The sequence below is a fragment of the Thermomonospora cellulosilytica genome (genome assembly GCF_014138835.1).
Taxonomy (GTDB): Bacteria; Actinomycetota; Actinomycetes; order Streptosporangiales; family Streptosporangiaceae; genus Thermomonospora; species Thermomonospora amylolytica.
On record NZ_JACJII010000001.1, the window covers coordinates 2,737,913 to 2,751,577 of the forward strand.

The following is a 13,665-nucleotide window of genomic DNA, read 5'->3' on the forward strand; positions in this document are numbered from 1 at the left end:
GAGGCCGTCGCGGCGGGGCTCAGCCGACCTCGCCGTGGTGAGGATGAGGGGCCTCGTCCCAGCGGACGGGGTCCTCCTCCTCGTCCTCCTGGAGGATGCGGCTGCCCGCCAGGCGGGTGCGCAGTTCGCGGACGGCGGTGAGCAGGCCGCGCGGCACGGCGACGACCACCACCAGCAGCGTGCCCAGGAACAGCCAGGGCGCGGCGGCGGACAGCGAGGTGACCAGGCCGACCAGCATCACCCGCAGCAGCGACTCCTTGCCGAGCGAGGTCAGCAGCTGGGCGGTCAGCGTCGCCAGCAGGAACACCAGCGGCGGGCACACCACCAGGGTCAGCAGGTCGGCCCGGCGGGTGGTCAGCGCGGCCAGCACGCAGCCGGCCACGAAGCCGAGCCCGGCCGCCGGGGGGGACTTCAGCCAGTGCCCCGCCAGCGCGCCCAGCAGGGCCAGCGCGAACAGGATCACCACGCCGCCGCGGCCGGTGACCGCCCCCTTCGCCCCGTCCGCGCGCCGGGTCGCGGGAGGCGGGGCGGCCCTGCGCCGGGCGCTCCTGGACGGTTTGCGCGCTGCGGTCGGGGTCATCTCGGCTCCTCCTCACCGGCGGGGGCCGCGCCGTTGCCGGGAACGGCGCGCCCGGCGGCGTACGGCCCGGCGTCCACGGCCTCCACCGGCCCGGACCGGCCGTCGAACTCGGCGGCGGACGGGCTGCGGGGACTGTCGGTCACCGGCTGCGGGCCGTCCAGCGCACCGTCCACCAGCCCCATGTCCTTCATCCTGCGCGCGCTCACCAGCACCCGGCTCTCCAGCGACCCCACCGTACGGTTATAGGCGCGGACCGCGGCGGACAGCGACCGGCCCAGCTCGTCCAGGTGCCCGCCCATGGTGCCGAGCCGCTCGTACAGCTCCCGGCCCAGCTCGAACACCGCCCGCGCGTTCCGCGACAGCGCCGCCTGCTGCCAGGCGTACGCGGCGGTGCGCAGCATCGACACCAGCGTGGTCGGGGTGGCGATGTGCACCCGCCGGGCGAGCGCGTACTCCAGCAGCTCGGGGGAGCGTTCGAGGGCCGGCGCCAGGAACGCCTCGCCGGGGATGAACAGCACCACGAACTCCGGCGCCGGCGCGAACGCCTTCCAGTACTCCTTGGCGGCCAGCCGGTCCACGTGGTCGCGCAGATGCCGGGCGTGGGCGTCCAGACGGGCGGCGCGCCGCGCCGGATCGTCGGTGGCGGCGGCCTCCAGGTAGGCGGTCAGCGGCACCTTGGCGTCCACCACGATCGTCTTGTCGCCGACCAGCCGCACCACCATGTCCGGCCGCTGCCGCCCGTCGTCGGTGTACGCGGTGGCCTGCTCGTCGAAGTCGCAGTGCCGGGTCATCCCGGCCAGCTCCACCACCCGGCGCAGCTGCAGCTCGCCCCAGCGGCCCCGGGCGTCGGGCCGCTGCAGCGCCCGCACCAGCGCCTGGGTCTCCGCCCGCAGCTCCTCGGAGCTGCGGCGGACGAACTCGACCTGCTTGGCCAGCATCGCGTGCGACTCGCGGCGGCCGGTCTCCACCTCGCGGAGCTGCTCCTCGACCTTGGCCAGGGTCTCGCGCAGCGGGGCGACCAGGTGCTCCACGGCCTGCCTGCGCCGTTCCAGCTCCCCGGCGGCCTCGGCCCCGGCCGCCTTCAGCCGCGCGTCGGCCAGCTCCAGGAACCGCCGGTTGCTGGCGTCCAGCGCCTGCGCCGACAGTCGCTCGAACTGCCCGGCCAGCCGTTCCTCCAGATGGGCGGCCTGCTCCTCGGCGGCCCGGGCGCGGGCGATCAGGGCGGCCGACCGGGTGGTGGCCAGCGCGTACCCGGCCACCGCTCCCAGCGCCAGGCCGAGGGCCAGGCCGAGCAGCAGCGCGAGATCCATGACGGAAATCGTGACATCGCCGTGTGAACGAGCCGACGCGACGCGCCGGGACGCCCCGGCCGCAGCAATTAGACTCAGTGTTCATAAAGTGGTGCCGAACGGACACCCCCACCGGGTGACCTGGGCGTACGCACAGGAGGCCGAGTTGCCGGGCACGACCCCCCACGTTCCGTCCTTCCGGCCGGTCACGCGCGCGCAGCGGCGCGTCGCGGCGGCGCTGGCGCTCGGACCGGAGGACCGCCCCAGCCCGCAGGCGCGCGTCGTCGGCCGGTTCATCCGGATCTTCGGCCGTTCCGCATGGGAGAACGCCCCGGACGGGGACGCCGGGCTGATCCGCATCCAGCGGGTCACCGACCGCCTCGGACGGCTGCAGCGGGTGCCGCGGGGCGTGACGATCGTCCCGGAGCGCATCGGCCGTTCGGGGGAGAGCGAATGGGTGCGGGCGGGCGCGCCCGACGAGCGCAGGGTCCTGCTCTACCTGCACGGCGGCGGCTATTTCTTCGGCAGCCCGCGGCTCTACCGGCCGTTCAACTGGCGGCTGTCGGCGGCGACCGCGCGTCCGGTGCTGTCCCTGGACTACCGGCTGGTGCCCGCGCACACGCCCGCCGACGCGCTGGAGGACGCGCTGGACGCGTACGGGCACCTGCTCAAGCAGGGGTACCGGGGCGAGGACATCGTGGTCGGCGGCGACTCGGCGGGCGGCCACCTCACGCTCGCGCTGCTGCAGTCCCTCAAGGAACGTGACCTGCCGCCGCCCCGGGCGGCCATCTGCCTGTCGCCCTGGGTGGACCTGATGTGCGAGGCCGACTCGCACAAGCTGAACGAGCGCAGCGACGTCCTCATCCCGGCGCGCAAGCTCGCCTCGCTGGGCCGCCGCTACTGCGCGGGCAAGCCGGACGACGACCCGCTGTTCTCACCGGTGCGCGGCGACCTGACGGGGCTCCCGCCGATGCTGCTGATGGCCAGCGGCACCGAGATCCTGCGCGACGACGTACGGGACCTGGCCGCCCGCGCCCGCGCCGCCGGGGTGGACGTGACGCACCAGGAGTGGGACGGGCTGGTGCACGTCTTCCCGGTGTTCGCCGACTTCATCCCCGAGGGCAAGGCGGCGTTCCGGCACATCGCCGCGTTCCTGCGCCGGGTGGAGGGCTGATCGGGGCCGCCTGCGCGCCGCCGCGGCCGGAGGGCCTCCGGGCAGCCAATAGACTCGCCTGACGTGAGCCTGTCCATCGGAATCGTCGGGCTGCCCAACGTCGGCAAGTCCACGCTGTTCAACGCGCTGACCAAGAACGACGCGCTGGCCGCCAACTACCCGTTCGCCACGATCGAGCCCAACGTCGGCGTGGTGGGGGTGCCCGACCCGCGGCTGGAGGTCCTGGCGAAGCTCTTCGGCTCCGCCAGGATCATCCCGGCGACCATGGAGTTCGTGGACATCGCCGGGCTGGTGCGCGGCGCCTACGAGGGGCAGGGGCTGGGCAACAAGTTCCTGGCCAACATCCGCGAGACCAACGCGATCTGCCAGGTCATCCGGGTCTTCGAGGATCCCGACGTGACCCACGTGGACGGCGCGGTGGAGCCGCTGCGCGACATCGAGACCATCAACACCGAGCTGATCCTGGCCGACCTGCAGACCGTCGACAAGGCCCTGCCGCGCCTGGAGAAGGAGGCGCGGACCAAGAAGGACCGCGACGGGCTCGCCGTGGTCGACGCCGTCACCGCCGCCCGCAAGGTGCTGGACGGCGGCACCACCCTGTTCGCCGGCGCCGCGGAGGCCGGGATCGACCTGTCCCTGCTGCGCGAGCTGCAGCTGCTGACCGCCAAGCCGTTCCTGTACGTGTTCAACCTCGACGAGTCCGAGCTCGGCGACGAGGCGCTGCGCGGCCGGCTGAGCGAGATGGTCGCCCCCGCCGAGGCCATCTTCCTGGACGCCAAGATCGAGTCGGAGCTGATCGAGCTGCCCGACGACGAGGCGCTGGAGCTGCTGCAGGGGCTGGGCCAGCAGGAGTCGGGGCTGTCGCAGCTGGTCCGTGTGGGATTCGACACCCTCGGCCTGCAGACCTACCTGACCGCCGGGCCCAAGGAGGCCCGCGCCTGGACCATCCGCAAGGGCGCCACCGCCCCCGAGGCCGCCGGGGTCATCCACAGCGACTTCCAGCGCGGCTTCATCAAGGCCGAGGTGGTCTCCTACGACGACCTGGTCGAGGCCGGGTCCATGGCGGCCGCCCGCACCGCCGGCAAGGTCCGCATCGAGGGCAAGGACTACGTCATGCAGGACGGCGACGTGGTGGAGTTCCGCTTCAACGTGTGAGCCCGTCGCTCTGGCGGACCCGAAAGGGCAGGTCAGACGTTTGCGCGCAGCCCCGGGGCAGACCCCCGGGGCTGCGGCGTTCTGCGGGGTCCTGTCCGGGGATATGGGATTCTCACCACAGCGGTGCCGGATTGTCGCAGGTCAGCGGCGTTAACCGGATCGGTGTGCCATTGCGGGTGGCTGACCTGGGCAATTGTCCTCGGACGGGGGATACCGGAACGTCACTGTTCGGTCATCTTCCCTGTTCCGACGTCCTGTGCTTTCGGTTATCCACAGCCGCGTGCCGGGGTGTGCTCGCCCAACGGGCGCTGGAACAATTGACTTCCGTGGTTAGGCTGGGCCGGGGTTAGGCTGAGCGGGCCCTTGACCGCCCATGTCCCGACCAAGACAAGTGCAGGCAGGATGACCGCGCCGATCGGGGGCAGGCGCGAGCGGAGGCGTGATGGCTCGGCGAGCGTTGGCGCGGGAGCATGCCGTGACGCACGGCGGGGACACGGATGTCCACGACGACGCGATGACCGGATTCGCCACCGGTGCCCCGGCCGTGCCGCAGGCTCCCGACGACGGGTCCCGCAAGGGCCGGCGGGGCCGCGGGTCCGGCTCGGGCGGCGGCCGCTGGGCGGGCTCCGGCGGCCGCTGGTGGGTGTGGGTGGGCCGCGCCCTGCTGTGGGCCCTGATCATCGTCATCGTGGTGAACGGCGTGCGCGCCCCGTTCGAACGGTTCACCCAGGACGGCGGCGCGACCCCCGCCGCGACCACGCCGCCGCCCGCCAGCCGCTTCCCGGTCGCCGCGGCCTCGGCGTTCGCGCTGCAGTTCGGCGACGTCTACCTCAACTACGACGAGCAGACCGCCGCCGACCGCGAGCGCCGGCTGCGGGCGTTCCTGCCCGAGGGCTCGATCGGCCAGTTCGGCTGGAACGGCGCCGGCTCGCTGCGGGTGGAGTCCACCCAGGTCGCCGGTGTGCAGGTGCGCGACGAGCACAACGCCGTCGTGACGCTGCTGGCCCGGGCCGAGGACCGCTGGCTGTCGCTGGCCGTGCCGGTCTACGCGAGCAACGGCGCCCTGGTCGTCTCCGGCCGCCCGGCGCTGCTGCCGCCCCCGGCGCTGGCCGCCCTGCCGCAGGGCGGGGTCGGCGAGCGCGACCCGGCGCTGGAGAACGAGCTGCGCACCGCCCTGTTCGGCAGCTTCTTCCCGGCCTACGCGGCCAGCGACACCGCCGCGCTGTCCCGGTTCACCGACGGCGCGCCGATCACCGGCCTGGGGGGATCGGTCACATTCGTCCGGCTGGGTGAGGTGGTCGCCCCCCGCGGCGCGGCCGACCGGCGTACCGTCACGGTGACGGTCACCTGGCGGCTGCCCGCCCAGGGCGGGGGGCCCACGGCGGCCGAGCTGGAGCAGACCTACGAGTTCACCGTGGTGAAGAAGGACGGCACCTGGTACGTCAGAGACATCCGCGGCGCCGGCCGCCCCACCGGACCATGACCGGCCCCGGCGCGAGCCGAGGCCGTGCCCCCCGTACCCCTCCCGACCCCCGGACCTCCCGCAACCCCGACCCACCCGCCGAACCAGAGAGGTAGTCAGTCGATGCTGCTGCACACCATGGCGTCGATCTCCGACCAGATTCTGGCTTCGCCGGACGATTTGCAGACCGACCAGCTGGCCGATTGGCTGCGCCAGATCTTCGGGCCGCTGTTCCTCGTCATCGTGTCCATCGTGGCGATCTTCTTCCTGTTCACCCGTGAGATCACCCGCTTCGTGCAATTCATCGTCCTGGCGATCGGAATCGGAATCATCTTCTATGTGCCGAACATCATCGAGACCACGGCCAAGGCCATTGCCCGCGCGCTGGGAGTCGACCTGAGCTGACCGGTACGCCGTCCGGGCGAGCACCGGTGCGGGGCCTGCGAAGCGCCCGGCGACGCGCCTGTGCTCGTCCCAGTTAGGGGAGTAGGGGCGTGGATCTACCCACGTACACGAACATCTGGCGCATCGAGAAACGGCTGTACAAGCTGTACGACCTGCGCCTGCCGATGCCGCTGCCGCTGGTGCAGATCGGCGTCTTCGTCGGCGTGTTCGTCCCCTGGGTGCTGCTGCTGATGCTGGTCGGCGCCCCCTTCGAGCCGCCCTGGCACGTGCTGTACCTGGTCCCGCCCGGCGTGGTGACCTGGCTGGCCACCCGCCCGGTCATCGAGGGCAAGCGGCTCACCGAACTGCTGCTCTCCCAGGCCCGCTACCTGTCCGAGCCCCGCACCTGGTGCCGCCTGACCCCCATCCGCGAGCCCCGCGAGGTCGTCGTCGTGGCCCGCATCTGGCACCGCCGCGGCGACCGCACCGCCACGGCCGCCCCCGCCGCGGCGACCGCCGCCGCCACCGCCCCGGCCCGCGCCGCCGTCCGCGCCCAGCGCAAGACCCGCAAGACCAAGGGCCACCCCGCCGTGGTCCCCGTCCACCACGCCCGGCCGCAGCCCCCCGCGGCGGCCGCCCCCGCCTCCGACGTCAAGGTCGCCGGCCGCCCCGCCGCCCCTCAGCCCTCCACCCGCGCCGCCAAGTCCTGGCGGCGCACCATGCCCCGCGACATCTCCCACGAGTCCGACGCACCGCCCCTCCTCCCGTCCGGCCCCCAGCCCACCACCGCCACCCCCGACCCCGCCACCCTGGAACGCCCCCCGGCCACTCCGCGCCTGGAGACGCCCCCCGCCCGCCCCACCGGCTCCGGCAAGCGCGCCCTGGCCTCCGGCATCAAGCGCCCGGGCGAGGCCGCCGAGGTCTGGCAGGCCGTGGACCCCGCCACCCCGCCCGAGCCCCCCGCCCCGGACATCCCGGAAGCCCAACCGGCGACCCCCCACACCACCACCGACGGAACGGCCCCCGAGGCCCCCGCACACCCCCGGCCCCCCGCCGCCTCGGACCTCCCTCAGCCCGCGGCGACGCAGCCCTCGGCCCTCTCCGACGAGACGGCGACCTCCGTCCCGACCGATGCCGCCGACGGCACCGGCCGGCCCACCTCCCATGCCGCCGTCTCCGGAGATGAGGAGACAGCGGCCTCCCACCCGTCCGCACGATCGACCACCGGCCTGCCCACAGGACCGAACGACCCGAGCGAGCCCGGCCACGATGCCCCCGCCCCGGATCTTCTGCGGCAGTCCACGCGGACGCCGAGCGCCGAACATGCCGGTGCGCGCGGGGAGCCGGTCGAGGACGCCGCGATGCCGCAGCGGCCTGCCGATGCCGGCGCTCTCCAGGACGTGAACGCGGAGCCCGGCGGTGATGCGGCTGTGCCGCCTCCCCGTGCCACGGATCCGGACATCCCGCAGCAGCCCGTACAGGCGTCGGCAGCTCAGAGCGCGGATGGCTCCGAAGAAGACAGGGCAACCGCGGCTTCTCGGCCGTCCGCACAGCCGGATTCCGGCCTGGCGGGTGAAGCGGATGGCGCCGATGAGCCGGGCCGCGATGAGGTTGTGCCTGCGCCCCGTGACACGGCTCCGGACCTTCCGCAGCAGCCCGTACGGGCGCCGGGTGCCGAAGAAGCCGGTGCGCGCGGGGAGACCACTGCGTCGCAGCAGTCGGCCGATGCCGGTTCCGAGGGCTCTCGGGCCGGGGATGGGGAGTCCGGCCATGACGCCGGTGCGGCGGTGCCTCGTGACACTGCTCCCGATATCCCGCAGCAGCCGGTGCCGGGGATGGCCGGTGAGCCCTCCGGAGTCGGTGCTTCGGTGGATGCGGAGGCGGACGTTCCCCAGGATGAGGCCGTCGATGAGCCTGCACCGGGTGAGGACGCGCGCCTGGCGGATGTCGATGCCGAGGATGTGCAGCGATCTGCCGGGGATGCGGGTGACTCTCGGCAGGCGGTCCATGGCGGGGATCGTGCAGGCTCGTCGCAGAGCGCGGGAGCCGATGGTGCGGTGTCCGAGGTGGAACGTCCGGTTGACGATGAGGACGCGGAGCGTTCCGAGGCCGGCGAGGGAGCGCGGCGAGAGGCCGCTGCTGAGCCGGGTGAGCGGAAGGCCGGTGAGATGACCGGCGGGAGCGGTGCCGTGCAGCCCGCTCCTGTCACCAGGCCCGACATTCCGCAGCAGGTCGCGGAGCGGGTGGACGGCCACGACGAACGAGAGGCGGACGCCGGGGAGCCGGATGCGGCCGCTGCGGGGTCGGGCGCCGGGCGGGCCGCGGGGACGACCCGGCCGGACATTCCACAGGTCGCCGGGACGACCGTGCCCGACATCCCGCAGGTGCCCGAGGCGTTCGGGGCCGCCGGGCGGAAGACGCCGGTGGAAGAGGGCGGCGAGCCCGAGAGCGAGGACGTTCAGGCTGGTCCGGCGGATGCCGGATCCGAAGGGGACGAGCCGGACCTGCGGGAGGACCGGCGGACCAGGGCGCCGTCCAAGCCCTGGCAGGACGGGCTCTCGCGGCCGGTGCGGCCTGCGACGACCGACGAGCTGGTGTGGCCGCCGCTGCCCGAGCCCGGGGCGGGACCCGCGCGACGGGGCGAGCAGGTCCGCGAACCGGAGGTGCCGGGGATCCCGGCGGCGCAGGACAGCGGCACGGTGACGCCGCCCGGCGGGCTGCCTCCGGCGGCACCGCCGCCCGTGGCCCAGCCCCCGGCCGGAACGCCGGGCACGACGCGTTCGCAAACCGGCGAGGGCGCTCCCGCGCCGCGTCCCCCCGCGCCTCGCCCGGCCGGAGCACGCCCGACCTGGCGGCCGGCGGGGCAGCCGGGTACCGGGCGACCGGGTGGTCCCGCAACGGGCGGACGGCCGGGGCAGGCCCGTCCGGCGAGTCCGGCGGGCGCCCCGGGCACCGCCGGACAGCCGGGACCGGCCGGAGGCATGGGCTCCGGGCCGGGCGTGCCGCCCGGGGCCGGACGACCGGAACGCCCAGGGCAGGCGGAGCATGGACGGCGCCCAGGGGCGAGCACCGTTCCCTCGGGGCAGGCCGGACCGCCGGAACGTCCTGGACAGGCGGAGCATGGACGGCCGCCCGGCGGGGCGGGCTCCGTTCCACCGGGCCGGGCCGGGGCCGCAGGTCGGCCTCCGGCATCGGGGCAGGACCGGACGCCGCCCGTGTGGCCGCCGGAGGCCGGGCGACCCGCCGCGGGACCCGGCCGGGGGAACGCCGGGACAGGGCCGCAGGGCGTGCCGTACGGGACGCCGGGACAGCCGGCCGCGGGTCCGGCGGGCGGGCAGGCGCCAGACCAGGCGGCGGACGGCGTGCCCGAGCAGGCGCCGCCACCGGCCGCGGACCGGGAGATGCGGTCGGGACCGGCCTCGCCGGTACGGCCGCGGCCGCTTCCGCCGCCGCCTCCTCCGCCGCAGCCCGCCACCCCGGCGATCACGCCTCCGGGGCCCGAGCAGGACACCGCGCAGAGCGGCGGGCTGCGAAGGCTGATCCACGCCGTCGGCGGCGGGCACGGCCAGATCGACCAGGAGTACGTGGAACGGCTGCAGCGCCCGTTCCAGGGCTCGCGGCACATCGTGGTGCTGGGTTGCACCGGCGGCGCGGGACAGACCGTCACCGCGCTCATGCTGGGGCACACGTTCGCCCAGCACTGCGGGGAGCCGGTGGTCGCGGTCGACGTCAACCCCGGCCCCGGGGCGCTGGCGCGGCGCAGCCGCAGCGACACCCACGAGACCCTGACCGGCCTGATCACCAGGGCGGACCAGGTCACCACGCTGACCGCGATGCGCCGGTACACCTCGCAGGCCAAGTCCGGCCTCGACGTGATCGCCGCGGGCAAGAACCCGCTGCAGGCGCTGGACGACCGGGACTACGCGCTGGCCATCCGGACCATCGACCGGTTCTACTCGATCACGCTGCTGGACGCCGCGGCGGCCGTGGTCGCCCGCATCCTGCCGCACGCCGACCAGCTGGTGCTGGTCGCCCCGGCCAGCGCGGACGCCCCCCGGGCGGTGGCCATGACCTTCGAGTGGCTCGACGGCCACGGTTACGACGACCTGCGCTCCCGCGCGGTCACCGTCATCAACGGGGTCAGCCGCCGCAGCATGGACGACGTCGAGCAGGCCGAGGCGGTCGCCCGGGGGCGTTGCCGGGCGCTGGTCCGCATTCCGTGGGACGATCACCTCAGCATGGACCGCGCGCCGCGCAACGAGCTGAAGTCGTTGCGCTCGCCCACCCGGCGCGCCTACCTTGCGCTCGCCGGCGTCATCGCCGGCGGCTTCACCGAGCTACCCGAGCGTTACATCCGGCAGGAGGACGTGGAACGGCATCAGGAGGGCACCCGATGACCACCCTCCACCCGCCCTCCACACCCCCGGCCACCCCGCCCGCCGTTGCCACAGGGCGCGTGTTCCCCGGCCGGGACACCGTCACGACCCGCGTGACCGCACCGGGTGCGCGACGGCCGCCCCGGCAGGCCACCGCACCCGCGGCGCCGAGCAGTCCGTGCCCGGCCTCCGGCGCACGCCCGACCCGCACCCTCGCATACGCCGCGATGCCCCGCACGACGGCACCGGCAAGCCGCCACGGCGCTGGTGGGGCCCTGTGGTCCGGCACCCGAGTCCATGGTCGTCGCGGGACGAGGTGTGCAGATGGCGCGGTGTCGCGCACGATGCCGCAGGGAAGCCGCCATGGCGCCTGCGAAGTCCTGTGGTCCGGCGTTCAGGCCCACGGCCGGCGTATGCCGGCGTGCGCCGCCCGCCTGGTGCCGTGCACGACGGCACCAGGACGTCGTCATGGCGCCGGTGAAGGCGTGAGGGCCGGCGCTCGGGCGTCGCGGGGTGTGCGGTGCGGAGTGGTCGTTCGGGCGGTTCGAGGTCGCGGCGAGGGTGCCGGATCGGTGGGAGCGGCTCGGGGGTGTGGTGTTGTGACCTCTGAGCGACATGGCGTTCTGGAGAGGGTGGGGGACCCTGTGAACGGACCACGCGCGGGTGGGGCGCGCCGGGAGGACGCCGGTGCGCTCCCGGGTGCGGGCGAGAACGGCGCGCCGCCGGGCGGGGCGGCGGTCCTGGGGTCGTACGGGCGAGTGGAGCTGGTGAGATGAGCAGAGCGAAGGCACGCTCCAGCCGCCTGTCGGTGCGGTACTTCGACGACCGGATCCTGCTGACCGACCAGGCGGCGTGGGCCTACTTCCGGTTGCCGACGGTGTCGTACGAGTTCACCACCGGCGAGGAGCGCGAGGCGCTGGCCACCAACATCACCATCGCGCTGGCCGGGATCCGGATGCAGGACGCGGAGATCCACCTGCGGATCGCGCACCGGACGTACCCGGCGGCCGAGTGGGCGCGCAACCTGGACCGGACCTCCGACGGCGGGCCGGGCTGGCACGAGTACCTGGAGGAGATGTACGCCCACGTCTGGGCGCAGGACTTCTGGACCAAGGAGGTCTACCTCGGGGTGCGGCTCGGGCCGCGCGGGATGGGCGCGCAGCTGTCCGGTGGGGTGCTGTCGCAGCTGCTCGGCTTCTACAAGCGCAGCGAGCAGGTCCTCGGGATCGAGGACGACGCCATCGACGCCAAGGAGATCGCCCGCTGGACCGAGCAGGCCGAACGGATCGGGCGGGCGCTCGGCGGGTCGGCCCTGTACGCGCGGCACGCCACCGCCACCGAGGTGGCCTGGCTGTTCCGGCACGCGGTGACCGGGTCGCTGACCGACCCGCCGCCGTCGGCGGTGCAGCGCCGCACTTGGGGGGCCGGGGAGATCGAGGCGCTGGTCGAGGGCGCCATCCACAACGGCCGCTCGTTCCTGCGGATGGAGCAGCCCGGCAGCAACGGCAGCGGCGGCGCGATCAGCTCCTCCTACGTGGCGTACCTGAGCTTCGCGCGCTTCCCCGACCTGATGCCGTTCCCCGACGGGGAGCCGTGGCTGCACTTCTCCGACGCGCTGCCGTTCCCGGTGGAGATCAGCTCGCGGATGAAGCTGATCTCCCCGGCCAAGGCGTCCAAGGACGTCTCCCGCAAGCTGGCGCACGCCCGCGACATGGACCAGCACATCCGGGAGGCGGGCGCGGAGGCCCCGCTGGCGCTGGCCGAGCAGATCGACGCGGCGCGGATGCTCGAGCACGGCATCACCAAGGAGCGGCTGCCGTTCGTGTACGGCTGGCACCGGCTGATCGTGTCGGCGCCCACCGAGGAACTGCTGGCCCAGCGGGTGGACGCGGTGGTCGAGCACTACCGCGACATCGGCATCGACGTGGTCAACTCCACCGGCGACCAGTTCTCGCTGTTCCTGGAGTCGCTGCCGGGCGACCGGATCCGGCTCGGCGCCTACGCCCAGCGGCAGCCGCTGCGCACCATCGCCGGCGGCATGCCGATCGCCACCGTGGACCTGGGCGACCGGCAGGACGAGTCCGGGAACGGCTGGGTCGGCCCGTACATCGGCGAGACCCTCGGCCGGGCCCGGTCCATCGTGCACTTCGACCCGCTGGTGGCCGCGGCCCGCAACCGGCCGACCGCGGTGGCGATCACCGGCGAGCCCGGCGGCGGCAAGACCACCCTGGCGCTGCTGCTGATCTACCAGATGGCGCTGCGCGGGGTGACGGTCGCCGCGATCGACCCCAAGGGCGACGCCGAGTCCCTGGTGGAACTGCTGCAGTCGCGGGGACGCAAGGCCCGGATCCTGCCGCTGGGGTCGGCCGCCCCGGGCCTGCTGGACCCGTTCTCCTTCGACGACGACCTGGCCGCCAAGAAGACCATGGCCACCGAGACGCTGCGGCTGCTGCTGCCGCGGATGTCGGAGGAGCGCGAGTCGGCGATGATCCAGGCGGTCGGCGCGGTCGCCAACGCCGACCGCCCCTCGCTCGGCAAGGTCGTCGACTACCTGGAGTCCGCCCAGGACCCGGCGTCCAGGAACCTCGGCGCGGTGCTGCGGTCGATGTCGGAGATGCGGCTGGCCCGGCTGTGCTTCGACCCCTCCGGCGGGGAGCGGATCGACACCGAGGGCTGGACCACCGTGTTCACCCTCGGCGGGCTGACCCTGCCGGACGTGGCGATCTCCCGGGACGACTACTCCTACGAGCAGCGGCTGTCGGTCGCGCTGATGTACCTGGTCTCGCAGTTCGCCCGGCGGCTGATGCACGGGCTGGACCGCAGGCTGCCCAAGGCGATCTTCCTGGACGAGGCGTGGGCGATCACCTCCACCCCCGAGGGCGCCAAGCTGGTGCCGGAGGTGTCGCGGATGGGCCGGTCCCGCAACACCGCCCTGATCCTGGTCTCCCAGAACGCCGGGGACCTGCTGAACGAGCAGGTGACCAACTGCCTGTCGTCGGTGTTCTCGTTCCGCTCCTCCGAGCGGCACGAGGTCGGCAACGTGATGTCGCTGCTGGGCGTGGAGCCGTCGGAGGAGCACAAGGCCGTGCTGCGCAACCTGGGCAACGGCGAGTGCGTCTTCCGCGATCTGGACGGCCGGGCCGGCCGGATCGGGGTGGATCTGATCTCCGAGGAGCTGCTGCGCCGGCTCGACACCAACCCGACCCGGGTTGGCCCGTCGTCCCCCCTCACGATCTAGGAGGTCT

At 74.1% G+C, this 13,665-nt stretch carries 8 protein-coding genes; 6 read left to right on the forward strand and 2 right to left on the reverse strand.

Annotation, left to right across the window (positions count from 1 at the left end; translation table 11 throughout):
• Positions 1 to 19: 19 nt before the first annotated feature.
• Both HNR21_RS13230 and HNR21_RS13235 read right to left on the reverse strand, forming a co-directional pair.
• A complete protein-coding gene (locus HNR21_RS13230) occupies positions 20 to 580 on the reverse strand; it encodes a DUF6542 domain-containing protein (RefSeq protein ID WP_182705453.1) in 561 nt (186 codons plus the stop codon).
• Entirely contained in the window at positions 577 to 1,890 is a 1,314-nt protein-coding gene (locus HNR21_RS13235; protein WP_119727351.1) for a DNA recombination protein RmuC, read from the reverse strand. Before HNR21_RS13235 ends, HNR21_RS13230 begins: the two co-directional genes overlap by 4 nt.
• Positions 1,891 to 1,978: 88 nt before the next feature.
• Between HNR21_RS13235 and HNR21_RS13240 the strand changes: the two genes are divergently transcribed.
• From HNR21_RS13240 to HNR21_RS13265, 6 genes are all read left to right on the forward strand, one after another.
• Entirely contained in the window at positions 1,979 to 3,043 is a 1,065-nt protein-coding gene (locus HNR21_RS13240; RefSeq protein WP_312881012.1) for an alpha/beta hydrolase, read from the forward strand.
• Between the two features lie 63 nt (positions 3,044 to 3,106).
• On the forward strand, positions 3,107 to 4,198 hold the full coding sequence (gene ychF, locus HNR21_RS13245; RefSeq protein ID WP_119727353.1) for a redox-regulated ATPase YchF: 1,092 nt from the start codon (positions 3,107 to 3,109) through the stop codon (positions 4,196 to 4,198).
• Positions 4,199 to 4,673: 475 nt separating this feature from the next.
• Positions 4,674 to 5,681 (forward strand): conjugal transfer protein, encoded by a 1,008-nt coding sequence (locus HNR21_RS13250; protein ID WP_312881013.1) that lies wholly within the window; start codon positions 4,674 to 4,676, stop codon positions 5,679 to 5,681.
• 102 nt (positions 5,682 to 5,783) lie between these two features.
• A complete protein-coding gene (locus HNR21_RS13255) occupies positions 5,784 to 6,065 on the forward strand; it encodes a hypothetical protein (RefSeq protein ID WP_119727355.1) in 282 nt (93 codons plus the stop codon).
• Between the two features lie 89 nt (positions 6,066 to 6,154).
• Positions 6,155 to 10,441, forward strand: a complete 4,287-nt coding sequence (locus HNR21_RS13260; protein WP_182705456.1) for a TcpE family conjugal transfer membrane protein — start codon at positions 6,155 to 6,157, stop codon at positions 10,439 to 10,441.
• Between the two features lie 751 nt (positions 10,442 to 11,192).
• Entirely contained in the window at positions 11,193 to 13,658 is a 2,466-nt protein-coding gene (locus HNR21_RS13265) for an ATP-binding protein (protein WP_182705457.1), read from the forward strand.
• Positions 13,659 to 13,665 lie beyond the last annotated feature (7 nt).

Excerpts from the sequence above, each read along its gene's own strand:
- HNR21_RS13230 (WP_182705453.1), bottom strand. The coding sequence starts at position 580 with ATGACCCCGACCGCAGCGCGCAAACCGTCCAGGAGCGCCCGGCGCAGG.
- HNR21_RS13235 (WP_119727351.1), bottom strand. The coding sequence starts at position 1,890 with ATGGATCTCGCGCTGCTGCTCGGCCTGGCCCTCGGCCTGGCGCTGGGA.
- HNR21_RS13255 (WP_119727355.1), top strand. The coding sequence starts at position 5,784 with ATGCTGCTGCACACCATGGCGTCGATCTCCGACCAGATTCTGGCTTCG.
- HNR21_RS13265 (WP_182705457.1), top strand. The coding sequence starts at position 11,193 with ATGAGCAGAGCGAAGGCACGCTCCAGCCGCCTGTCGGTGCGGTACTTC.